At 68.2% G+C, this 20,287-nt stretch carries 25 protein-coding genes and 1 riboswitch; of the genes, 10 read left to right on the forward strand and 15 right to left on the reverse strand.

The annotated features are described in order from the left end of the window. The first annotated feature begins 36 nt into the window (after window positions 1–36). From J7024_RS04670 to J7024_RS04685, 4 genes are all read left to right on the forward strand, one after another. Window positions 37–558, forward strand: coding sequence for a YbaK/prolyl-tRNA synthetase associated domain-containing protein (locus J7024_RS04670; RefSeq protein WP_124829822.1), 522 nt, complete (start codon window positions 37–39; stop codon window positions 556–558). After that, window positions 555–1,193, forward strand: a complete 639-nt coding sequence (locus J7024_RS04675; RefSeq protein WP_124829823.1) for a helix-turn-helix transcriptional regulator — start codon at window positions 555–557, stop codon at window positions 1,191–1,193. The genes J7024_RS04670 and J7024_RS04675 overlap by 4 nt, the downstream gene beginning before the upstream one ends. Window positions 1,194–1,248: 55 nt before the next feature. Next, window positions 1,249–2,223: a threo-3-hydroxy-L-aspartate ammonia-lyase gene (locus J7024_RS04680; RefSeq protein WP_124829824.1), complete on the forward strand. Its 975-nt coding sequence runs from the start codon at window positions 1,249–1,251 to the stop codon at window positions 2,221–2,223. Window positions 2,224–2,353: 130 nt separating this feature from the next. Continuing rightward, window positions 2,354–2,602 (forward strand): hypothetical protein, encoded by a 249-nt coding sequence (locus J7024_RS04685; protein ID WP_124829825.1) that lies wholly within the window; start codon window positions 2,354–2,356, stop codon window positions 2,600–2,602. A 62-nt stretch (window positions 2,603–2,664) separates the two neighbouring features. Here the strand turns inward: J7024_RS04685 and J7024_RS04690 are convergent, their stop codons facing one another. From J7024_RS04690 to J7024_RS04710, 5 genes are read right to left on the reverse strand one after another with little or no spacing between them, the layout of a single operon-like run. Continuing rightward, a complete protein-coding gene (locus tag J7024_RS04690; RefSeq protein ID WP_175796398.1) occupies window positions 2,665–3,489 on the reverse strand; it encodes an SDR family NAD(P)-dependent oxidoreductase in 825 nt (274 codons plus the stop codon). A 1-nt stretch (window position 3,490) separates the two neighbouring features. Continuing rightward, complete coding sequence (locus J7024_RS04695; RefSeq protein ID WP_124829827.1) at window positions 3,491–4,366, reverse strand: SDR family NAD(P)-dependent oxidoreductase; 876 nt, start codon at window positions 4,364–4,366, stop codon at window positions 3,491–3,493. A 42-nt stretch (window positions 4,367–4,408) separates the two neighbouring features. Further along, a complete protein-coding gene (locus J7024_RS04700; RefSeq protein ID WP_124829828.1) occupies window positions 4,409–5,401 on the reverse strand; it encodes an NADP-dependent oxidoreductase in 993 nt (330 codons plus the stop codon). 60 nt (window positions 5,402–5,461) lie between these two features. Beyond that, window positions 5,462–6,094, reverse strand: a complete 633-nt coding sequence (locus J7024_RS04705) for a Dabb family protein (protein WP_124829829.1) — start codon at window positions 6,092–6,094, stop codon at window positions 5,462–5,464. Beyond that, entirely contained in the window at window positions 6,084–6,428 is a 345-nt protein-coding gene (locus tag J7024_RS04710) for a hypothetical protein (RefSeq protein WP_234744822.1), read from the reverse strand. The genes J7024_RS04705 and J7024_RS04710 overlap by 11 nt, the downstream gene beginning before the upstream one ends. 169 nt (window positions 6,429–6,597) lie before the next feature. On the opposite strand from J7024_RS04710, the gene J7024_RS04715 reads away from it, so the two are divergent. Beyond that, on the forward strand, window positions 6,598–7,641 hold the full coding sequence (locus J7024_RS04715) for a helix-turn-helix domain-containing protein (protein ID WP_175750487.1): 1,044 nt from the start codon (window positions 6,598–6,600) through the stop codon (window positions 7,639–7,641). A 110-nt stretch (window positions 7,642–7,751) separates the two neighbouring features. Further along, window positions 7,752–7,945: riboswitch (cobalamin riboswitch) on the forward strand. Between the two features lie 303 nt (window positions 7,946–8,248). Then, window positions 8,249–10,177, forward strand: coding sequence for a TonB-dependent receptor domain-containing protein (locus J7024_RS04720; RefSeq protein ID WP_124829832.1), 1,929 nt, complete (start codon window positions 8,249–8,251; stop codon window positions 10,175–10,177). Window positions 10,178–10,274: 97 nt separating this feature from the next. Here the strand turns inward: J7024_RS04720 and J7024_RS04725 are convergent, their stop codons facing one another. After that, the gene (locus J7024_RS04725) at window positions 10,275–10,913 is read right to left on the reverse strand and encodes a LysE family translocator (protein ID WP_234744823.1); all 639 of its coding nucleotides are present in this window, start codon (window positions 10,911–10,913) and stop codon (window positions 10,275–10,277) included. Window positions 10,914–11,027: 114 nt separating this feature from the next. On the opposite strand from J7024_RS04725, the gene J7024_RS04730 reads away from it, so the two are divergent. Both J7024_RS04730 and J7024_RS04735 read left to right on the forward strand, forming a co-directional pair. Beyond that, the gene (locus J7024_RS04730) at window positions 11,028–11,489 is read left to right on the forward strand and encodes an Lrp/AsnC family transcriptional regulator (RefSeq protein WP_124829848.1); all 462 of its coding nucleotides are present in this window, start codon (window positions 11,028–11,030) and stop codon (window positions 11,487–11,489) included. A 62-nt stretch (window positions 11,490–11,551) separates the two neighbouring features. Continuing rightward, the gene (locus J7024_RS04735; protein ID WP_175786619.1) at window positions 11,552–11,962 is read left to right on the forward strand and encodes a VOC family protein; all 411 of its coding nucleotides are present in this window, start codon (window positions 11,552–11,554) and stop codon (window positions 11,960–11,962) included. Between the two features lie 66 nt (window positions 11,963–12,028). Here J7024_RS04735 and J7024_RS04740 read toward each other — a convergent pair whose 3' ends face one another. From J7024_RS04740 to J7024_RS04760, 5 genes are all read right to left on the reverse strand, one after another. Further along, entirely contained in the window at window positions 12,029–13,129 is a 1,101-nt protein-coding gene (locus J7024_RS04740; protein WP_234744824.1) for a collagen-like triple helix repeat-containing protein, read from the reverse strand. Window positions 13,130–13,458: 329 nt separating this feature from the next. Next, window positions 13,459–13,752: an EamA family transporter gene (locus J7024_RS04745; RefSeq protein WP_208450225.1), complete on the reverse strand. Its 294-nt coding sequence runs from the start codon at window positions 13,750–13,752 to the stop codon at window positions 13,459–13,461. A gap of 146 nt (window positions 13,753–13,898) precedes the next feature. Further along, the gene (locus J7024_RS04750; protein ID WP_124829836.1) at window positions 13,899–14,246 is read right to left on the reverse strand and encodes a copper-binding protein; all 348 of its coding nucleotides are present in this window, start codon (window positions 14,244–14,246) and stop codon (window positions 13,899–13,901) included. An 84-nt stretch (window positions 14,247–14,330) separates the two neighbouring features. Beyond that, window positions 14,331–15,122 (reverse strand): DUF2182 domain-containing protein, encoded by a 792-nt coding sequence (locus J7024_RS04755; protein WP_175750484.1) that lies wholly within the window; start codon window positions 15,120–15,122, stop codon window positions 14,331–14,333. Beyond that, window positions 15,119–15,763 carry a DUF1326 domain-containing protein gene (locus J7024_RS04760; RefSeq protein WP_175750483.1) on the reverse strand — a complete coding sequence of 215 codons (645 nt, stop codon included), beginning with the start codon at window positions 15,761–15,763 and terminating at the stop codon, window positions 15,119–15,121. Before J7024_RS04760 ends, J7024_RS04755 begins: the two co-directional genes overlap by 4 nt. A 275-nt stretch (window positions 15,764–16,038) precedes the next feature. On the opposite strand from J7024_RS04760, the gene J7024_RS04765 reads away from it, so the two are divergent. Continuing rightward, window positions 16,039–17,202 carry an MFS transporter gene (locus J7024_RS04765; RefSeq protein WP_234744825.1) on the forward strand — a complete coding sequence of 388 codons (1,164 nt, stop codon included), beginning with the start codon at window positions 16,039–16,041 and terminating at the stop codon, window positions 17,200–17,202. Between the two features lie 8 nt (window positions 17,203–17,210). Here J7024_RS04765 and J7024_RS04770 read toward each other — a convergent pair whose 3' ends face one another. Beyond that, window positions 17,211–17,459: a hypothetical protein gene (locus J7024_RS04770; RefSeq protein WP_124829840.1), complete on the reverse strand. Its 249-nt coding sequence runs from the start codon at window positions 17,457–17,459 to the stop codon at window positions 17,211–17,213. A 137-nt stretch (window positions 17,460–17,596) separates the two neighbouring features. Between J7024_RS04770 and J7024_RS04775 the strand changes: the two genes are divergently transcribed. Then, window positions 17,597–17,992: a hypothetical protein gene (locus tag J7024_RS04775; protein ID WP_124829841.1), complete on the forward strand. Its 396-nt coding sequence runs from the start codon at window positions 17,597–17,599 to the stop codon at window positions 17,990–17,992. Between the two features lie 14 nt (window positions 17,993–18,006). Here the strand turns inward: J7024_RS04775 and J7024_RS04780 are convergent, their stop codons facing one another. From J7024_RS04780 to J7024_RS04790, 3 genes are read right to left on the reverse strand one after another with little or no spacing between them, the layout of a single operon-like run. Then, entirely contained in the window at window positions 18,007–18,537 is a 531-nt protein-coding gene (locus J7024_RS04780; RefSeq protein WP_175750481.1) for an acyltransferase, read from the reverse strand. A gap of 2 nt (window positions 18,538–18,539) precedes the next feature. Further along, window positions 18,540–19,502 carry an electron transfer flavoprotein subunit alpha/FixB family protein gene (locus J7024_RS04785; RefSeq protein WP_124829843.1) on the reverse strand — a complete coding sequence of 321 codons (963 nt, stop codon included), beginning with the start codon at window positions 19,500–19,502 and terminating at the stop codon, window positions 18,540–18,542. A 16-nt stretch (window positions 19,503–19,518) separates the two neighbouring features. Beyond that, window positions 19,519–20,268 (reverse strand): electron transfer flavoprotein subunit beta/FixA family protein, encoded by a 750-nt coding sequence (locus J7024_RS04790; protein ID WP_234744826.1) that lies wholly within the window; start codon window positions 20,266–20,268, stop codon window positions 19,519–19,521. Between the last annotated feature and the right edge of the window lie 19 nt (window positions 20,269–20,287).

The following is a 20,287-nucleotide window of genomic DNA, read 5'->3' on the forward strand; positions in this document are numbered from 1 at the left end:
GCGTATCGCAATGCGCGCCCTCTTGCCCGCAACGACATGAGCGACTACCCCGTTTTCGACGCGCTGTGCGATCTGCTGAATACGTGCGACGCGCGGTTCCGCGTGCTGGAGCATCCGGCCGAAGGCAAATCCGACGTGATCGCCGCGATTCGCGGCACACGCCCCGAACAGGGCGCGAAGGCGATGCTCTGCACGTTCAAGGACGGCGGCGACGCCACCGCGCTCGCGGTGATCCCCGGTCATATGAAGATCGATTTCCGGAAAGTCGCCGACGCGCTCGGCCGCCGCAAGGCGACGCTTGCGCCGCCCGAGCAGGCGGCCACCGTCACGCGCTGTGTAATGGGCGCGGTGCCGCCGTTCGTGTTCGACGCGAACGTGACGCTCGTCGTCGATCCCGCGCTGATCGAACGCAACGACGAGATCGCATTCAACGCAGGCCGCCTCGACCGCTCCGTCGTGCTCGACGCGTCCGACTACGTGCGCATCGCTCGCCCGCTGCTGGCCGACATCACGCGGCCCGAAACCACCGACGCCCCCACGCTCCAGGCCAGCGCATGACCACGCCCCGCAAAACGCCGCAATCGGAACAGGCGTCGCTGATCGAACAGGTGCAGCGTATTGCCGAAGGGCTCGGCGCGATGCTCGCGCCGTTCACCGAGGTCGTCGTGCACGACCTGCGCACGCCCGAGCATGCGATTCTCGCGATCCACAACAATCTGTCCGGCCGCGCGGTCGGCGATCCGGCGACCGAGCTCGGCCTTGCGCGCATCGCCGACGACGGCTTCCCGCAGGTGCTCGCGAACTACGCGAACCGCTTCGCCGACGGCCGCACCGCGAAGAGCACGTCGATCGGGATCAAGGATTCGAGCGGCCGCTACGTGGCCGCGCTGTGCCTGAACGCCGACGTCACGCTGTTCCGCGGCTTCCAGGGGATGCTGAACCAGTTCTGCAGCACGGAAGGCGAACCGGTCGCCGAAACGCTCGACCCGGCCGGCGCGGACGCGATCCGGCAGCGCATCGATGCGTTCGCGACGCGCCTCGCGACCACGCCGCGCGAACTGAAGACCGACCAGCGCCGCGAGCTGATGCAGGCGCTGAAGACCGACGGTTTCCTCGAGGTGCGCCGCGCGATGGAAATCGTGTCCCAGCATCTCGGCGTATCGCGCGCCACCGTCTACAACGATGCGAAATGAACAAGCGCATGCGCACTCCGTTTACCTGTTGACCGACCCTCCCGACGAGCGACTCATGAACACTCCGACCCTCCCCACCTACGACGACGTCGCGGCCGCGGCGGCGCGGCTCGAAGGCCACGCGCACCGCACGCCCGTGATGACGTCGCGCACGATCGACGAAGCGCTCGGCGCGCAAGTGTTCTTCAAGTGCGAGAACCTGCAGCGCATGGGCGCGTTCAAGTTCCGCGGCGCGTTCAACGCGCTGTCGCGCTTCGACGCGACGCAACGCCGCAACGGCGTCGTCGCGTTCTCGTCGGGCAATCATGCGCAGGCGATTGCGCTGTCGGCGCGCATGCTCGGCATTCCGGCGACGATCGTGATGCCGCAGGACGCGCCGGCCGCGAAGATGGCCGCCACGCGCGGCTACGGCGGCAACATCGTGACCTACGATCGCTATGCCGAGGACCGCGAGCAGATCGGCCGCGAACTCGCGCAGAAGCACGGGCTCACGCTGGTCCCGCCCTACGATCACGCGGACGTGATCGCGGGCCAGGGCACCGCGGCCAAGGAACTGTTCGACGAGGTCGGGCCGCTCGACGCGGTGTTCACGCCGCTCGGCGGCGGCGGCCTGCTGTCGGGCACGGCGCTCGCGACTCGCGCGCTGTCGCCGCATGCGAAGCTGTACGGCGTCGAGCCGGAAGCCGGCAACGACGGCCAGCAGTCGTTCCGCTCGGGGTCGATCGTCCATATCGACACGCCGCGCACGATCGCCGACGGCGCGCAGACGCAGCATCTCGGCAACCTGACGTTCCCGATCCTGCGGCGCGACGTCGACGACATCCTGACCGCGACCGATGCGGAGCTGGTCGACTGCATGCGCTTTTTCGCGACCCGTATGAAGATTGTCGTGGAGCCGACCGGCTGCCTGTCGTTCGCGGCCGCGCGCCGGATGAAGGACGAACTGCAAGGCAAGCGCGTGGGCATCGTGATCAGCGGCGGCAACGTCGATCTCGAGGCGTTCTGCGCGCTGGTATCCGCGGCGGCATGACCGCCGCGGCGCGCGGATGACGTCATGAAGCGTCCGTCATCCGTGCGCCACTGCACCTTCACGTCGCGTTAAGTTTCGCGACCTAGACTCATTGCGTGGTCCCGCAGTCAGTCGTGAAGAAGGAGTCACCATGAACACGCACGCGATCGTCGCTGCCGCCCTCGCGGCCGCATCCCTCTCGGCGTTCGCTCAACCGGGCGTGACGTCATCCGGTTTTCCCGCCGTCTCGCCGCGCGACGACGCCGCGCGGCCCGCTCACCGTTCGCCCGCCGCGCTGCCGCACGCCGGCTTCGTGCTCGCGAAGATCGATCAGAACAATACGCCGCCCGATCGGGGCAGCGATCCGTCCGGCCGCACGCGCGGCAGCACGCATATGTAATGCCGTGTGGGCCGGCCGCGTCGGCCAGCCGGCCCGCATCGCGGCATCACCGCATCACCGCATCACAACGACGGCAGCGACGGATCGCGCGCGGCGAGGATGTCGGCAGTACGCCGCTGCAGCGCGCCGTCGATCGTCTCCGGCTGCGGAATCAGCCAGTAGCGCCCGTCGCGAATGCCGTCGAACACCCGCACGGCGAACGTGTCGGGCGTGAGTCCGTGCGCGTTCAGCATCGCGCGCATCGTGTCGACGAAGCCCTGTACTTCCGGCCGGTCGTGCGCGGCGCCGAACGGGTCGTTGAAGATGCCCGTCTGCACCGGCCCCGGCGCGAGCAGCGACACGCCGACCGGCGCACCGAGCATCTTCAGCTCGCCGTACAGCGATTCGGTCAGCGCGACCACCGCGAACTTCGTCGCCGAGTAAGGCGACATCAGCGGGCTCGGCAGGAAGCCGCCCACCGACGCGGTATTCACGATGCGCGCCGGCACGTTGCGCTCCAGCATGCGCGGCACGAAGCTGCGGATCCCGTTCATCACGCCGTGCACGTTGATCGCGAAGCTGCGCTCGAACCGTTCCGGCGTGATTTCCCAACTGAAGCCGGTCGCCATCACGCCCGCGTTGTTGAACAGCAGGTCGACGCCGCCGAAGCGCCGCCACGCGGCGTCGGCCAGCGCGTCGACGGCTTGCGGCAGGCTGACGTCGGTCGGCACGCACAGCACGTCGGTGTCGAGCGTCGCGGCAAAGGCGTCGAGCTTCTCCGGGTCGAGGTCGGCCAGCACGACGCGCATGCCGAGCGCGGCCGCGTGGCGGACGAGCCCGCTGCCGATGCCGCTGGCCGCGCCGGTGATCACGGCGGTGCCGCCGTCGAAGCGAATCGAGTTCGTCATGTCAGAGTCCTGTCGGGTCGATGTGGGGATGGGCATACGCGGGAATCACGGGCGGCGGCAACGGCGTGCGGCCGTCGAGCGAACGCACCGCGAGCCCCTGCGACAGCGGGAAATGCAGGCTGTGCGCGACGAGGCCCGTGCGTTCGCGCGCCGGCAGGCTGCACAGCGCCAGCGCGGTTTCCGCGAGATACGCGACGTCCTCGGTCGGATAGCCTTCGGGGATATAGCGTGCCGCGCCCGGCGTGCGGATCGCGGTGCTAGGCGCGACCAGGTTCACCGCGATGCCGTCCGCTTCAAGTTCGGCCGCGAGCCCTTGCGTGAAGCGCGACAGCGCGGCCTTGACCGCCGCATAGACGGTCGCGCCGCCCACGCGCGAGAAATCGTCGAACGGCCGCAGCGGCGCGAGCGCCGTGACCGACCCGACGTTGACGATCCAGCCGGCGCCGCGTGCGCGCATCAGCGGAATCGCGGCCTGGGCCAGCGCGAACGGGATGCGCAGATAGTGTTCGATCGTCGTGTCGAACATCGCCATCGGCATCGCGTCGACGCATGCATAGTCGGCCACGCCCGCATTGTTCACGAGGATGTCGAGGCCGCCGGCCGCCCGCGCCGCGCGCGCGACGAGCGTGTCGCGCTCCGCCGCGTTCGACAGGTCGGCGGCGAGCGCGATCGCGCGGCCGCCCGCCTGCTCGATCAACGCGACCGTTTCGGCGAGCGTGCCGGCGGTCGTGGCCGATTGCGTGAGGCTACGCGCCGTCACGACGACGGTCGCGCCTTCGGATGCGAGGCGCTGCGCGATCGCGCGGCCGATGCCGCGGCTCGCGCCCGTCACGAGCGCGCATTTGCCCGCGAGTTGCGCGGTTCTGGGGTCGGTCATGGTGTCTCCGGTGAAGGGGGATTCGGGGCGAAGCGCTCGGTTTCAGCCCGCGATATCCGCAACGTGCAGCACGAACTTGGTTTTCGCGTCGCCCGTTTGAACGAGATCGAGCGCCCGCGCGGCCTGTTCGAGCGGAAAACTGTCGAAGCGCGGCACGCGCAACGCGCGCCGGCCGAGCCGTTCGGCAATCAGGTCGAGCGTCGCGCCGCTGGGCATCCGGCTGTAGGTCATCGCGGTGCGCAGGCCGCGCTTGCCGGCCTCGGCCGCCGTCGCGGCGAGCCGCTCCGCGTCGCCGGCCGCGAGCGTCATGATGTTGACGAGCGTGCCGCCCGGCGCGAGCAGGTCGAGCGCGGCGGGCAGCGTGTCGCCGCCGACCGCGTCGAGCACGAGGTCGACGCCGACCGGCGCCCACGCCCGCACGGCCGCGCCGATGTCCCCGGCGCGATAGTCGATGCCCAGCGCCGCGCCGAGCGATTCGACCGTCTCGCGATTGCGCGCCGAACACGTCGCCGCGACGCGCGCACCTGCCTGGGCGGCAAGCTGGATCGCGAACGTGCCGACCGCGCCCGCGCCGCCGTGAATGAGCACCGTCTGCCCGGCGCGCAGCCCGCCGTCATCGAACAGGCCAGCCCACGCGGCCAGCGCGGGCGTCGGCGTGGCGGCCGCTTCCGCGAAGCCGACTGCGTCGGGCAGGCACACGACCGAGTCGTGGCGCACCGCGACGTATTCCGCATAGGAACCCCAGCGCCCGGCGCCGACGTCGGTCTGCGCGAACACGCGCATCCCGGGCGTGAAGCCTTCGACACCCTCGCCGACCGCTTCGACCACGCCGGCGGCATCGAAGCCGATCACGAACGGGAACGCGATCTGCATGAACGCGCCGAGATAGCCTTCCCGGCATTTCCAGTCGGCGGGATTCACGCCCGCGTACGCAACGCGGATCAGCACGTCGCCGGGGCCCGGCTTCGGCACGGGAACGTCGGCCAGTCGCAGCGCGTCGGAATGGCCGACGCGGTCGATCAGCAAGGCTCGCATGGTGGTGTCTCCTGTATTGATACTTGATATGGCGTATGGATCGGGATCGGTCGCCGCGCGTCACGCCGCCGTATCGGCCAGCAGGCTCGACGCGAGCGGACAGAACGCGTGCGAGATCGCATCGACGGTCCACTCGGGGCTTTCGGCGTCGAACCGACGGTCGACCCAGCCCCAGTGGTATGGATGCAGCAGATATTCGCCGAGCAGATCGCCGACGTGCGCGAATTCCTGTTGCCAGACATGCGTCCACGCGCCCGGCGTCACGATCCGGCTCAACCGCCAGTTGCGGATGCCGGGCATGAACGCGGGCATGCGCAGCAGTTCGCGCTCGAGAGCGGCAACCTGCGTGTCGTCGGCCTGTGGCCGCACGCGCAGCATCAGCGTGCGCCAGACGCCGTCGCGCAGCGCCGGTTCGCGCAGGCCGCCGCCGATCGCGCGGCACCCGGCGCCGTCGATCCGCACGACGCCCGGCAGCCCGGCCAGCGCGGTGAAATCCGTCGCGTGACCGATTGCTCGTCCGTCGCGCAGCACGTCGAGCGTGTAGTCGCCCGCGCCCCAGCATCCGTCGAGATTGCGCTCGAGCGACACACGGGTGGCGCCGTGCAGCGCGTGCGCCGCATCGCGCAGCGCGCGCTCGGTTGCGCCGGTGTCGGCAGTGGCGGAAACGAATACCTGCGCCGTGTCATGCCGCATGGTCGACCTCCGTCAGGGCCGGCAGCGGCGCGTCGGCGTCCGTCATCACGTGGCGGCGGCGCGCGTCGCACAGCGCATCGACGGTGATCCAGAACGCAACCACGTCGGCATCGGTCAGGGCGCGCATCCGGTAGTACGCGGACGCATCGGCAACCTGCCATGTCAGCCACAGCGTGCTCGACTGCCCCGGCACCGCGACGGGCGGCGACACCCAGCGGCCGGCCGCCGTCAGTCCGCGCGCCGCGTGGCCCGGTAAATAGCGGTCGCGCAGCAGTGCAAGCACGTCGGGAATGCGCTCGGGCGCGAGCGTGATTTCGTCTACGATCTGGATCATTCGCGTGTCGTCTCGGGTGGTTCGTGGCGGAATGCGATGCCGGCCGCCTACGCCGTTCCGGCGAGGCCGGAAGCGGCCGGCGTGGATAGCATTCTTGCGTGGCGACGGTCGGCGAGCCCCTATCGGTCCGCTCACCGGCCCCTGTCGCAACGCTCAGATCGGGAGGCAAATGAAACAGCGCGCATTGCCGGCACGCGGCCGCGTGCTGCCGGGCCTCGGCGCACGCCTGCTCGACGAACTGATGCGCAGCGGCGCGCCGTCGGCGCAACCGCACACGTTGCCCGCCGTCGCGGTTGCCGCCGCGACGCCCGGCGGCTTTGTCGCGCTATACCGAGACGCGATCGAACGGCTCGAAGCGCAGGTCGCGCGCGGCAACGGTCATCCGCCGATGCGCAAGCAGGAAGTCGACCTGATGTGTCGTTGCCTGCTCAGCTGTGCAACGCTCGCCGATGCGATCCGCTGCGCGGCCGAGTTCTGCGAGATGCTGAGACCGCGTGCCGGCATGCTGTCGCTCGCGGTGCGCGACGGCCGCGCGACGTTCCGGATGGATTCGCTGCGTCGCACCCGCAGCCCGGCCGCGTGTCTCGTCGACCTGACCGGCCTGTTCTGCTATCTGCAACTGTTCGGCTGGCTCATCGGGCAGCCGCTGCGGCCTGACGAAGTGTGGCTCGGCCATCCGCGCCGCGACGACGCGATGCCGCTGCTCGGGCTGTTCAATGCACCGGTCGACGTCGGCCGCAAAACCTACGGCTTCGCGTTCGACGCAGCGCGGCTCGATGCGCGTGTGATCCGGCAGCCGGGCGACCTCGACGCATTTCTTGTCGACTTTCCGTTTCGTCTGATCGATGCGGCACCTGCCGTCGTGTCATGGGCGCAGCAGGTACGCGGCTTTCTCGACGCGGCGCTCGCGCGCGAGCAGACGGTGCCGGCGCTCGCGGAGCTGGCGACGTGGCTCGGCGTCAGCTCCGCCACGCTACGGCGGCGGCTGGCGGCCGAAGGCAGCGGCTATCACGTGTTGCGCGAGCAATGCCTAGCCGATGTCGCGCGGCGCTGCCTGCGCGAGTCGGACTGGCCGATCGCGCGGATTGCCGCGCATCTCGGCTTCGGTGGCGAGGAAGCGTTCCGGCGCGCGTTCGTGCGGTGGACGGGTGTGGCGCCGAGCCGGTTCCGGCGCATTTGCGTCGCCGCCGACATGCCGTTTCACCAGACGTGAAGCCCGATTCGCGCGCTCCGGGAGAAAGGATTTTGAAAGAACAAGGCAGAGAGTGACGTTTTTTCGCATCCTCCTTCGCACCGGCAATTGACGCGCCGGAGCGCGCGCCATTACGCTTGCGCGCTGATGGTTCCCGGAGACGGGATCAAAAGGGAACGCAGGAGAGGCCGCGCCTCGAATCTGCGGCTGCCCCCGCAACTGTAAGCGGCGAATCCGCGCCACCGCATGCCACTGGGTAAACCGGGAAGGCCGGCGCGAATGACGACCCGCGAGCCAGGAGACCTGCCATCGACCCGAGGTCCAAGCAGCCGCACCGGGCGGGGTGTCCCGATGCGCCACGCGCCGCCTTTGGCGGTCGCTCGTTGCATGGACGGCCCGACCTCAGGACCCATCCGATGTCCCATCTTCCCGAATCCGCTTCCATGCCGGAAGCGTCGCGCCGACATGCCACCGGCATGCGCGGCGTGTCCGCGCACGTCTGCCGCGTCGTCCTGCGCGACGACCGGCCACGCTGTCCGGTCTCGCGATAAACCCACAAGATCGAACGCGGTACTCGCCGCGCCCCGCTTACGCTCGCTGTACGCAACACCATCACGCTCGCTGCCTTATGAACCTTCGCCACCTCCTTGCCACGTCCGCCGCCACGGCGCTGCTCTCCCCGATCGCCCACGCCGCCGGCGACACGGCGACCCCGCAGCCGCCGCAGACCACGGACGGCGCCGACCTGCCGTCGATCAGCGTGACCGACACGCGCCATCTGCCCGAGTCGTTCGACCAGCGTTATGCATCGACGCAGGTGCTCACGCGCACCGACCTCGACCGGCTGTCGCCGAGCGATCCGAGCATCACGCAGGCGCTCGCGACACTGCCGGGCGTCACCGTCTCGCAGAACGGCGGCCCGGGCTCGTCCGCGTCGGTCAGCATCCGCGGCTCGTCGGCCAGCCAGGTCGCAGTGTTCATCGACGGCATCCGGATCGGCTCGCCGACCACCGGCATCGCGCCGTGGGCGGACCTGCCGACCGAGGCATTCGAGCGCGTCGAAGTGATTTCGGGGCCGGCCGCCGCGTCGTTCGGCGCGAACGCGATGGGTGGCGTCGTGCAACTGTTCACGCGCCGCGCGGCCAACCAGCCGAACCAGACCACCGTGTCGTTCGGCGGTGGCTCGAACAAGACGTTCGACACGCAGCTGCGCACGTCGGGCACCGTGCCGTCGACCGGCCCGCTCGCGGCACTGGGCGGCCTCACGTATTCGCTCGGGCTGCACGACTACAACACGGCCGGCATCGACGCGACGCGGCCCGTGTTGCCGTACCACGAGGACGGCCGCAATCCGTATCACGCGCAGGACCTCGATGCGCGCCTCGGCTACGCGCGCGACAACTGGTCGATCTCGACGTTTGCGCTGTATCACCGCTCCGACCTGTCCTATGACAACGCCGGCTATGCGAACCGCCAGCTCGATCATCAGCTGACGACCGGCATCGCATTCCATCTCGACATCACGCCCGATACGCAATTCGACCAGTCGTTCGCTTATGCGAACGACCGCCAGTTCCTGTACGCGAGCGCCCCGACCATCCCGACCGACCAGATCAACTCGCAGCGCATCACTTCGTCGACGTCGCTGACCCGTCAGGAGCACGGGTTCCAGCTGTTCGGCCTGCCGCTGTCGGGCGAGACGAAGCTCGCCTACGACTTCACGCGCGAACAGGCGTTCCTGCCGATCGATATTCCGGACGGCGTACCGACGCGCAACGACTCCGCGTTCTCGCTGCATCAGTCGGCAACGCTCGGCAACGTGACGATGTTCGTCGCGGGCCGTCATGAAATCATCGCCGGCCAGTCGGTAAACACCGGCAACGCGGCCCTGTCGTGGGCGATCACGCCGGTGTACACGGCGCGGGTGTCGTACGGCAACGCGTTCCGCCTGCCGGCCTTCAACGACCTGTACTACCCCGGCTACGGCAATCCGGACCTGAGCCCGGAGCGCAGCGATTCGATCGAGGCCGCGCTCGACGCGAATACGTCGTACGGCACGTTCACCGCCGCGATCTACGACACGCGGGTGCACAACCTGATCGCGTACAACCCCGCGACGTTCTCGCCGATGAACATCGGCCGCTCGCATATCCGCGGCATTGACCTGTCGTACAAGGGGACGATTGGCCGCTACACGCCGGTCAGCATCGCGATCGGCCTGCTGGACCCGCAGGACGAGACCAACGACAGCTGGCTCAACCGCCGGCCGCGCCAGACGGTCAGCGTGAGCGTCGACCACACGTGGGACGAACTGCACCTGCACGCGCTGAGCACGGGCGCGTCGCTGAACTACGGCGGCACGACGTTCGACGACCCGGTGAACACGACCTACCTGCCGTCGTACCTGACGGTGAACCTGCGCGCGTCGTACAGGATCAACGCGCACCTGACGGTATCGGCGACGCTGTCGAACCTGTTCGACCGCCAGTACATGACCGCGTACGGCTACAACACGCTCGGCCGCACCGCGTTCGGCAAGGTCAGCTACACGTTCTGACGCCCGGCTGCCCACGCATCGGCGCCCGCGATCACGGACGCCGATGCGGAGCCGTTCAGATGGATCGAATGCGTTCGCAGCGAACCGCAGTCGACCTTCACGACGCCACGACGCCGCGCACGCCCGCAATCAACTGGATCGCGCCGAACCCCGCGATCACGACGGCCGACACACGCGACAGCCCGTGCATGAACGCGCCGGACATCTTCGTGCGTAACGCGGCGGTCGCACCGCTCAGACACAGCCACCACGCCGCCGACCCAGCGAACACGCCGGCGACCATCGGCGCGACGGACATCCGCATCGCGCCTTCCCGAGCCGCCGACAGCGGCCCAAGCGCCGCGAAAATCCCGATGAACGACACGATCGTCATCGGGTTCGACAACGTCAGGCCGAACGTCGTCAGGAAGTCGCGCAGCACGGTCGTACGCGGCCCGTCGCGCTGCACGGCCGCCACGGCCGGTGGCTGACGCGCGATGGACCACGCCAGCCACACGAGGAACGCGCCGCCGCCGATTTTCAGCGCGACGGTCAGCATCGGGAACGCCGTGGCGATGCCCGCGACACCCAGCGCGCCGAGCAGCCCGTAGATCGCATCCGCGCAGGCGGCCCCGATGCCGGTGGCGAACCCTGCGCGAAAGCCGCGGGTCAGGCTGCGCTGGATGCACAGCATGCCGATCGGGCCGACCGGCACCGCGATCGACAAGCCGATCACGACGGACTTGATGAACAGCATGGCCGACTCCTCGTGTCAGGCAAGGGGGATACCGGCATCGTAGGGAAAGTCCGATCGCCGCTGAAGCCGGTTTTTAAGGAAAAATGGCTGTTTTACCTTAAAAACTCCACCGCCATGGACGATCTGGACTGGAAGATACTTGCGCTGCTGCAGGCCAACGGCCGCATCAGCTACACGGAGCTGGCACGTCAGGTTCATCTGTCGGTGCCGGCGGTGACCGAACGCGTGAAGCGCCTCGAATCGATCGGGGTGATCGACGGCTACACGGCGCGGGTCAATCCGGCCGCGGCCGGCTACGCGGTGAGCGCGCTGATCGGCATCACGGTGCCGCAGCCGGCCAAGGCGAAATTCCTGACGCTGCTGGAGACGATTCCCGAAGTGGTCGAGTGCCATCACGTGACCGGCGCGGATTCCTACGTGATGCGGTTCGTGGCCACGGGCATGGCGCACCTCGAACAGCTGATCGAGCGCATCAACCTGTACGGCGAAACCCGCACGTCGATCGTGATGTCGACGCCGCTGCCGGCCCGCGGGCTCGCGCGCCCGGCTGCGGCGATCAAAGGGATTCGGGGGTGACAGGACACCCCGCGCTACGCGATGCTGTGCAATGCCCCCTTGCACGAACCGGACAACCTGCCATGTCAGTCATCGGACTCGATCATTACAACCTGCGCGCCGATCGGGCGACGCTCGATACGCTGCGCGATTTCTACGTGAACGTCGTGGGCCTCGAACCCGGCTATCGGCCACCGTTCCAGAGCGACGGCTACTGGCTCTACGCGGGGGCGCAAGCGATTCTCCACCTGTCGGAAACGCGGCCCGGCGAGGTGCGGCCAGCGCACGTCGTCAATACGTTCGACCATATGGCGTTTTCCTGCGCGAACGCCGCCGACATGGAGCGGCGCCTCGACAACGCGCAGGTCCGGTACGCGCGCCGATACGTGCCGCTCACGCGCCAGCTCCAGATCTTTTTCAGCGATCCGGCCGGCAACGGTGTCGAATTGAATTTCTCCGAACCCGACTGCGATTCCGGCAACGGACCGGGTTAGCACGCGGTGTTCGGGCCGGCGATTCGTTCGCGCCGGCCGGGCGCGCTGACGATCAGTGCGGATCCGTCACTTGCCGGCCGCTGCGCCGAGCAAGCCGCCGACGAGCGACGTGACCGGCGCGAGCGGATTGCTCGTACCGCCCGACGTTGCCCCGCCACTCGTACCGGTGCCGGGACCGTTGTGCACGGTTGCCGGTATCCCGCCGACCACGCTCGTCACCAGGCCCGAAATCGGCACGGCGCCGTTTGCGCCGTTCGGATTCACGAGGCCGCCGGCGTTGGTAACAGTATTGCCGACCGCCCGAACCAGTTGCCCGAGATCGCCGACGACCGGCTGCGACGAGGCGGCCGACACCTTGGTTCCGGCCGACGTAATCGCCCCGCCGACCTGTCCAAGCAGGCCGGCGACCGGCTGACCGAGACCGGTCGCCGTGCCGACCTGTTGGGTCAGGCTGCCGGCCGTCGTCACGAGAGGCGTGATCGCCGACCCGGCCAACTGGGTCGCCTGCTGCACCGGCCCCGACGACACGGTCGAGCCGACCGTAGCGCCCGCGGACTGCAGCCCCTGGGCTACCGTGTCGAGCAGGCCGCCAACCGGCGTCGTGATGGGGGCGAGCGGCGACAGCGGGCCCGCGCCGAGCGCCTTCACGGTCTCGGCAAGGCCCAGGACGGGATTGCCCGTCGAGCTGACGACGGTGCCGAGCCCGGTGACCGTTTTGCCGACCGGGTCCGGCGTGATGCCGATCTGGCCGATCCCCGCGCTCACCGCGTTCGCCGAGTCGCGGATGATCGAGCCCACGCCGGTGATCGTGGCGCCCGGGCCCGCGGTCACGCTCTTGCCGACACCCGGCAGACTCACTCCGCCGAGCGAGGTGCCGGCGTCCATCACGACCTGGCCAACCGTGCTGACGATGCCGTTCGTGCCGGGCGCGCCGCTGGTACCCCAACCGCCGCTCGTCGTTCCGCTGGTCCCGCTGGTCCCGCTGGTCCCGCTGGTTCCGCTGGTTCCGCTGGTTCCGCTGGTTCCGCTGGTTCCGCTCGTACTCGTGCCGATGTTATTGCCGGCCACGGTCGGCGCGGTGATGTCGCCGCCGCCGCACGCGGCCAGCATACAAGCCGCGGCGATCGCGGCGAGCGCAACGCCGGTTCTGGTGAAATGGTGATACATGGATGCCCCCGTCGGTTTTTCAGATCAATGCATTCGACAAGCATCACCCGTGCCACCAAGGTCGCCATCGATGCAATCCCGCGATCGCCGCGCACCGGGCCCCGCCGGCGGCCGTCCCCACGCGGGACGTACGGCATGCGATCGGAAACCCGCCGGTTCGGCGGGCCCCACGCCGCTCCCGGCGTTCACGTAACACGGGGGCACGTTACGTAGCACCGGCACGGAACGGTGACGACACCCGCAATGGCGTCGCGTTGATCGTCACGGGCTCGACGGTCATTCACGTGACGAATCGGGGCGGCGCAACGTTCGCGCTCGCGAAAGTGTCGTCACGCCCGCGGTTTCCACTGAGCGCGTGACGGCAGCGTCATCGCCGCCACGCCCGCGACGGCACATCCGAGCCCCAGCCACGCCAATGCGGACAGCGATTCGCCGAGCAGCGCGATGCTGATCGCCACGCCGACCGGAACGCGCAGATACGCTTGCGCCGTCGTCCCGACCGAGCCGAGCGTCCGGACCAGCCGGAAGGAGACGACGAACGCGAACGCGGTCGACAGGACGGCGAGCGGCTGCCACGACGGCTCGAGCGTCCGTGGTCGGTCGACCGCGATGCTGGCGGGCACCAGCGGCGTCGCTGCCGACCACGAGCGAGCCGACGGCCGGCGCGGCCGGCGACAGTCCGTTGAACGACCGGCCGTAGATCGCAGCACCGGCATAGCACACCGTCGCGGCGACGATCGCCGCCGGAAACCGCTGCGGGATTCGAGCGTCACTGCCGCTTCACGAGCCGCACGATCGTCAGCGTGCCGTTCACGCGCTCGACCCGAACCCTAACCTTGTCGCCCACGCGAAGCGACTCGATCATGGCCGGATCGCCGGCCTTGAACGTCATCGTCATCGGCGCCATCCCGACGTTCCGGAGCGCGCCGTGCTTCAGCGTCACCATCCCGTGCGCGGCATCGATACGCTTCACTTCGGCATCGGTCAGTGCGGTATCCGGCGCCGACAGCTTCGTGTCGCCCATGTTCATGTCCGACATGCCGCCGGCCGCGCAAGCCGGCATCGCAACAGCCGTCAGTGCACCGACGGCGGCGGCAGCAACGCATCGGATCTTCATCGACAATCTCCAGGACGCACCGCGGATGCCTTCGTGTCTACCGGAGCCAGCACCTGCACCTGCGTCGCAGCATGAACGTCCCCGCTACACGAGCAGCGTCGCGACGGCCCACGCCATCAGCACGACACCCAGCGCGCGGCCGATACGCTCGCCGCCCGGCAGCACCTTTTCCGCAAGCACGAACAGCGACAACGCGATGATCCACACGACGTTCATCACGCCGCCGACGAACAACAGCGCCATCAACAGCCAGCAACACCCGACGCAATATGCGCCGTGGCGTACGCCGAGCAGGAAACTGCCGGACACGCCGGGGCGCCAGTACGTGGTAAGAAAGCGCACCGGCGACCGGCATTGCCGCAGGCATGCCTGTTTCAGCGGCGAGAACTGATAGATGCCAGCCAACGCGAGGACGAACGCGGACAGCGCGGCGCTCTTCGACCACAGCATCATCCCCGAGATCAGGCCGGCGGGCTGCAGCAGCATCTGAAGCACGGCCGCGCCGACCGAAAACGCGAGCCAGGCGACCAGGTAGCCGGCCAGCAGAAACGCCGACGTGAGCGCCGAACCCGCGCCCTGCGCGCCGTGATGCCGCAGCACGCGCCGGTACAGCAGCACGAGCGGCGCCGCACCGGGCGTCATCATCGCGATCATCATCACCCACCACATCAGGATCACGGTCGGCAGCGACGGATCCATGGCGCCCATGTCGTCGGCCAGCCGATGCGGGAACAGCGCGAGCGTCGTCATGTCCAGCGCCGACATGCCGGTCCCGGCGCCCGTCCACAGGTAGGCCCAGCACGCGCCGACGAGCGCGGCCATGCCGAGCAGCGTGACGACGCGCTCACGCGCGAGAAAATCGCCGACGGGGTTCATGCCGTCGCGCGATGCCGGACCACCCCGTGATTGTTCAGGTGCAGCCGTGCGAACTGCGCATAGGTCCGCTCGAAGTCCAGTTCGATGTGACCGTGCGAGTGGCCGGTGCCCGAGCCGATCTCGGCCAGCTCGTACTCGAAACCGTCGGGCAGGTCGATCCGCACGCGGTGTTCGGCGCCCGTCACCGGATTGACAATCGGTTCGCCGACGACATCGAGCACGCCGTCCACGTGAATCCGGCCGCGCCTCGCATCGACATCGACGTCGAAATCGATCTTCGCGAAGATCGGGTCGAATGCCTGCTCGAGCGTCGACGCGAACACCGAGAACATCGTCGCGAACGGATCGGTATCCTGACCGGTCATGATCTTCAGCACGGCGTCGCACTGCGCCGGATCGGCGCGCTCGTCGACGATCGGCTGACACTTGCCGTGGCCCTCGTGCACCGCGCCCGGCCACTTGAACACCACCGCGATCCTGACGCCGTCGAGCACCACGTCGCCATAGTGACCGCTGTCGATCGAAATCGCACCCATCGCCTGGCAATGGCCGTTCGTCGGCAGCGCATTGAACTGGCACGGGCAACCGTACGAGCAATTGCAGTTCATCAGCTCGGTTCCCTGAATCTCCCACGGCGTCATGGCGTCACCTCGCGCGGTCGGCGATACATATCACGCTTCGAATCTAGTGCACCGCGCGGGGAAAGCAAGGCGGCACGAGCCGCGAAACCAGGCCACCGGCATCGCGCCGCGACACGCGCAGCATGCGCTGGATGCGTTGCCTGAAGCAACCGTGATCCGACGAATGCCGACGGCCCCGCCGTGCCGCGTAAATGCGGGAATCCCGCACCGGTCCTGGTTCATACTGTCTGGCAATCGCCGATTCTCCGACCGTCACTGCTGCCCGGATGCCCGCCATGCGCGTTCACGGTGCGTTGCTGTTCCTCGTCGGCACCCTGCTTACCGCGGGCGGGTACGGTGCAACCTTCCTGTTGTCGACGCGATTTCGCGCGATCGGCGGCAGCGATCTCGATACCGGCGCCGCGCTGGCCGCCGCCACGGTCGGCACCTTTGCCGGCCTGGCGGTGGTCGGCTGGTTCTCGCGGCAGGTCGGCGCCGCGCGGATCGCCGCGCTGTCGTCGCTGTGCATCGGCGCCGGCATCGCCGGCTTCGCGCTCGTCGGTCACCCGCCGTTCGCCGATCTGCCATCCGGCTTCCTGGTGGGGTTCGGCTGGGGCGCGTTTCATCTGGCCGCGCCGATGTCACTGGCCGAACGGACCAGCGGCGCCGATCGCGGCATCTGGTTCTTTCGGGCGGCGACCTTCCAGATGACGGGGATCGGCGCGGCGCCGGCGTTCGCGGCATATGCAATGCGCCTGCTCCACTGGTCGATCGCCGACACGCTATACGCGCTCGGCGCGCTGTGCGCGCTCGCGTCGTTGATGCTGGAGATCTTCGGCCGCATGTGTCCGTGCCCGCCCGCATCCGCGGCCGGCGGCCGATGGGTGCGCGATATCGGCGCCATCTCGCGCACGCGCGCGGCCGCGCCGATCGCGATGATCGCGCTCGGCACCTGCGTGTTCTCCGGGCTGATGACGTTTCAGATGTCGTTCGTGCAAGGCACGCAAGCGCACCCCGGCACGTTCTTCAGCCTGTACACGACGACGGTGGTGATCGCGCGCTGGCTGCTCGGCCGCTGGGTCAGAATGGCGCGCCCGGAAACCGCCATCAAGAGCTTGCTCGCGATGATGCTGCTCGGCACGCTCGCGATGTTCGGCGCGTCCGCGCATGCGTCGTTCCAGTCGGCCGCGGCCATGCTGCTCGGCGCCGGCTACGGTCTCGCGTATCCGGTCATCCAGGCGCAGGCGGTCAACGATTGCGCGGACGCGCAACGGCACGGCGTGCTGACGTGGTTCGTCGCGGCGTATTTCATCGGCGCATTCGGCTTCCCGTCGCTCGGCGGATGGGTGATGGTGCACGCGGGCAAGGGGGTACTGCTGATGCTGATCGCGGCGTGCGGTCTCGTGGCGCTATCGCTCGCGATCGTGCATGACAGGCCGGTGCCGGTGCGTACGCAATAGGCGTGCCGTTATCCGGTTTTCTTCGGCGAACGCGCGACGGTGAGCCATCCCATCACCGCACCCGCGACCCACGCGCAGGTCAGCATCAAGTCGAAGTCCATCATCCCTTCGAAATTCGCGCTGTTCTCGAAGCTGCAACGCTGACGGCCGAGGAATACGATGCAGCCGCTGACGACCCACTGGACATGCATGAATATGTGATAGACGGCGAAAGCCGACGTGATGATGGCGATGCGCAGGCGTATATTCGTTTTCATTCGGCGCCGGAGGCGGTAGGCTGGTCTGAAGCCGATCTTATGACAACGATGCCGCATCAGGCAATCGATCGCACACGGATCCAGCGGCCTGCGTGGGCGACACCGAATCGCCATTGGCATAAACCCCGAGAGAACCGATGACTGAACCGCACACGATCGCGCTGATCGTCGATCCGGAATGCGGCGAGCGGATTCGCGAAGTCGCCGCCGGCGCCCGGCACACGTGGGTCGTGACGAGCGACGCGAACGATGTGGTCGTCGAGCGGATCTGGCGCGAATCGCGCATTGCATGCACGTCCGGCGCCGAAGGCGGTGTCACGAGGTTCGATCGCCACGGCGACGACCCGGAAAGCTGGTGCGATTCGATACTCGATGCGATCGAGGACCACCACGGCAACCTTGCTCTGCAGCACGGATACACGGCGCTCGATGTCCATGGCGTTGCACTTTCGGCCCGGCTTCGCTCGGCGCTCGTCGAATGCGGCTTTTCCGTCTTCACACCGACGAACGAAGGCTTTGTCGCCGGCAAGTGACGACATGCCTGCGCTTACGCTTCGTCGATCTGCCTGAGCGTCTTCAGGCAATCCACCGCCAACTGCTGATACACCCGCGTACCGTTCGCCTTCGCGGCGATCTCCGCGTCGCTCAGCCGTCGCACCACGCGCCCCGGCACACCCGCGAGCAGCACCCCTGCCGGCACGTCGTAGCCGGCCTTCACGAATGCGCATGCAGCGACGATCGTCGTGGCCCCAATCGTCGCGCCATCCATCACGACCGCGTTCATCCCGATCATCGTGTCCGGTTCGAGCGTCGCGCCATGCACGATCGCGCCGTGGCCGATGTGGCTGTTCACGCCGAGCCGGCACGTCTCGCCGATGCCGACGTGCAGCACGCAGCCGTCCTGCACGTTGCTGCCCGCCTCGACGACGATCGCGCCGAAATCGCCGCGCAGGCTCGCATGCGGGCCGATGTAGCAGCCCGCGCCGATCGTCACGTCGCCGATCACGACCGCGCTCGGATGAACGTACGCGGACGGATCGACGCGCGGACGCATCCCGTTGAAGTCGAACAGCGGCATCGTCACAGCACCGCGGCCGCTTCGGGCACGAGCGTGAACAGGTCGCCGACGACGCCGTAATCGGCCACGCTGAAGATCGGCGCGTCCGGATCCTTGTTGATCGCAACGATCACCTTCGAATCCTTCATCCCGGCCAGGTGCTGGATCGCGCCTGAAATACCGACCGCGATATAAAGCTGCGGCGCGACGATCTTGCCGGTCTGGCCCACTTGATAGTCGTTCGGCACGTAGCCGGCGTCGACCGCGGCGCGCGACGCGCCGAGTGCCGCCTGAAGCTTGTCCGCCAGCGGCGCCAGCACCTTCGTGTAGTTTTCACCGCTGCCCAAGCCGCGGCCGCCCGACACGATGATGCTCGCCGACGTCAGCTCCGGACGGTCCAGCTTCGTCACTTCCCGGCCGATGAACTGCGATACGCGCGCATCGGCGGCCGCTTCGATCTTCTCGACGGTGGCGCTGCCGCCGTCTGCCGCCACCGGATCGAAACCCGTTGCACGTACGGTGATGACCTTGATCGGGTCGCTCGACTGCACCGTCGCGATCGCGTTGCCCGCGTAGATCGGGCGCTCGAACGTGTCGGCCGACACGACCGCCGTGATCTCGGAGATCTGCGCGACATCCAGCTTCGCAGCGATACGCGGTGCGATGTTCTTGCCATAGGCCGTGGCCGGCACGACGATGTGCGAGTAGTTTGCCGCGATGGTCAGCACGGTCGCTTCGACGTTCTCGGCAAGACCGTCTGCGAGTTGCGGCGCATCGGCCAGCAGCACCTTGCCGACACCCAAGATCTTCGCTGCCGCATCGGCTGCCGCCTTCGCGTCGTGGCCGGCCACCAGCACGTGAATGTCCCCGCCGACGAATTTGCCGACGTCGGCCGCCGCCGCCACCGTGTTCAACGTCGCGGCCTTGATCGGCGAAGCGCCGCCCGCCGATGCTGCGTCGTGCTCGGCAATTACCAGAATCGTCATGTCCTTGCGCTCCCTCTTACAGCACCTTGGCTTCGGTCTTCAGCTTCTCGACCAGCGTCTTCACGTCCGGCACCTTCACGCCGGCCGCGCGCTTCGGCGGCTCGACCACCTTCAGCGTCTTCAGACGCGGCGCAACGTCCACGCCCAGCTCTTCCGGCTTCACCGTTTCCAGCGGCTTCTTCTTCGCCTTCATGATGTTCGGCAGCGTCACGTAGCGCGGCTCGTTCAGGCGCAGATCGGTGGTCACGACTGCGGGCAGTTGAAGCGACAGCGTTTCCGCACCGCCATCGACTTCACGTGCAACAGTCGCACGGCCGTCGGCGATCGTCACCTTCGACGCGAACGTCGCTTGCGGCAGGCCCGCGAGCGCGGCCAGCATCTGGCCCGTCTGGTTCGAATCGTCGTCGATCGCCTGCTTGCCGAGAATCACCAGCTGCGGCTGCTCCTTGTCCACCAGCGCCTTCAGCACCTTCGCGACGCCGAGCGGCTCGACGCTGTCGTTCGATTCGACGAGGATCGCGCGATCCGCGCCGATCGCCAGCGCTGTGCGCAGCGTTTCCTGTGCCTGCGCGACACCGACCGACACGGCCACCACCTCCGTCACGACACCGGCCTCCTTCAGCCGCACGGCCTCTTCCACCGCGATTTCATCGAACGGGTTCATCGACATCTTCACGTTCGCGATGTCGACGCCCGTGCGGTCGGATGTCACGCCGACCTTCACGTTCGCATCGACCACGCGCTTCACTGCCACGAGCACTTTCAACTGCCTGTCTCCTGTTTCG

Origin of the sequence: Burkholderia sp. WTPI3 (genome assembly GCF_021483755.1) — a bacterium.
Lineage (GTDB): Bacteria > Pseudomonadota > Gammaproteobacteria > Burkholderiales > Burkholderiaceae > Burkholderia.

Excerpts from the sequence above, each read along its gene's own strand:
- J7024_RS04670 (WP_124829822.1), top strand. The coding sequence starts at position 37 with ATGAGCGACTACCCCGTTTTCGACGCGCTGTGCGATCTGCTGAATACG.
- J7024_RS04675 (WP_124829823.1), top strand. The coding sequence starts at position 555 with ATGACCACGCCCCGCAAAACGCCGCAATCGGAACAGGCGTCGCTGATC.
- J7024_RS04680 (WP_124829824.1), top strand. The coding sequence starts at position 1,249 with ATGAACACTCCGACCCTCCCCACCTACGACGACGTCGCGGCCGCGGCG.
- J7024_RS04685 (WP_124829825.1), top strand. The coding sequence starts at position 2,354 with ATGAACACGCACGCGATCGTCGCTGCCGCCCTCGCGGCCGCATCCCTC.
- J7024_RS04690 (WP_175796398.1), bottom strand. The coding sequence starts at position 3,489 with ATGACGAACTCGATTCGCTTCGACGGCGGCACCGCCGTGATCACCGGC.
- J7024_RS04695 (WP_124829827.1), bottom strand. The coding sequence starts at position 4,366 with ATGACCGACCCCAGAACCGCGCAACTCGCGGGCAAATGCGCGCTCGTG.
- J7024_RS04700 (WP_124829828.1), bottom strand. The coding sequence starts at position 5,401 with ATGCGAGCCTTGCTGATCGACCGCGTCGGCCATTCCGACGCGCTGCGA.
- J7024_RS04705 (WP_124829829.1), bottom strand. The coding sequence starts at position 6,094 with ATGCGGCATGACACGGCGCAGGTATTCGTTTCCGCCACTGCCGACACC.
- J7024_RS04710 (WP_234744822.1), bottom strand. The coding sequence starts at position 6,428 with ATGATCCAGATCGTAGACGAAATCACGCTCGCGCCCGAGCGCATTCCC.
- J7024_RS04715 (WP_175750487.1), top strand. The coding sequence starts at position 6,598 with ATGAAACAGCGCGCATTGCCGGCACGCGGCCGCGTGCTGCCGGGCCTC.
- J7024_RS04720 (WP_124829832.1), top strand. The coding sequence starts at position 8,249 with ATGAACCTTCGCCACCTCCTTGCCACGTCCGCCGCCACGGCGCTGCTC.
- J7024_RS04725 (WP_234744823.1), bottom strand. The coding sequence starts at position 10,913 with ATGCTGTTCATCAAGTCCGTCGTGATCGGCTTGTCGATCGCGGTGCCG.
- J7024_RS04730 (WP_124829848.1), top strand. The coding sequence starts at position 11,028 with ATGGACGATCTGGACTGGAAGATACTTGCGCTGCTGCAGGCCAACGGC.
- J7024_RS04735 (WP_175786619.1), top strand. The coding sequence starts at position 11,552 with ATGTCAGTCATCGGACTCGATCATTACAACCTGCGCGCCGATCGGGCG.
- J7024_RS04740 (WP_234744824.1), bottom strand. The coding sequence starts at position 13,129 with ATGTATCACCATTTCACCAGAACCGGCGTTGCGCTCGCCGCGATCGCC.
- J7024_RS04750 (WP_124829836.1), bottom strand. The coding sequence starts at position 14,246 with ATGAAGATCCGATGCGTTGCTGCCGCCGCCGTCGGTGCACTGACGGCT.
- J7024_RS04755 (WP_175750484.1), bottom strand. The coding sequence starts at position 15,122 with ATGAACCCCGTCGGCGATTTTCTCGCGCGTGAGCGCGTCGTCACGCTG.
- J7024_RS04760 (WP_175750483.1), bottom strand. The coding sequence starts at position 15,763 with ATGACGCCGTGGGAGATTCAGGGAACCGAGCTGATGAACTGCAATTGC.
- J7024_RS04765 (WP_234744825.1), top strand. The coding sequence starts at position 16,039 with ATGCGCGTTCACGGTGCGTTGCTGTTCCTCGTCGGCACCCTGCTTACC.
- J7024_RS04770 (WP_124829840.1), bottom strand. The coding sequence starts at position 17,459 with ATGAAAACGAATATACGCCTGCGCATCGCCATCATCACGTCGGCTTTC.
- J7024_RS04775 (WP_124829841.1), top strand. The coding sequence starts at position 17,597 with ATGACTGAACCGCACACGATCGCGCTGATCGTCGATCCGGAATGCGGC.
- J7024_RS04780 (WP_175750481.1), bottom strand. The coding sequence starts at position 18,537 with ATGCCGCTGTTCGACTTCAACGGGATGCGTCCGCGCGTCGATCCGTCC.
- J7024_RS04785 (WP_124829843.1), bottom strand. The coding sequence starts at position 19,502 with ATGACGATTCTGGTAATTGCCGAGCACGACGCAGCATCGGCGGGCGGC.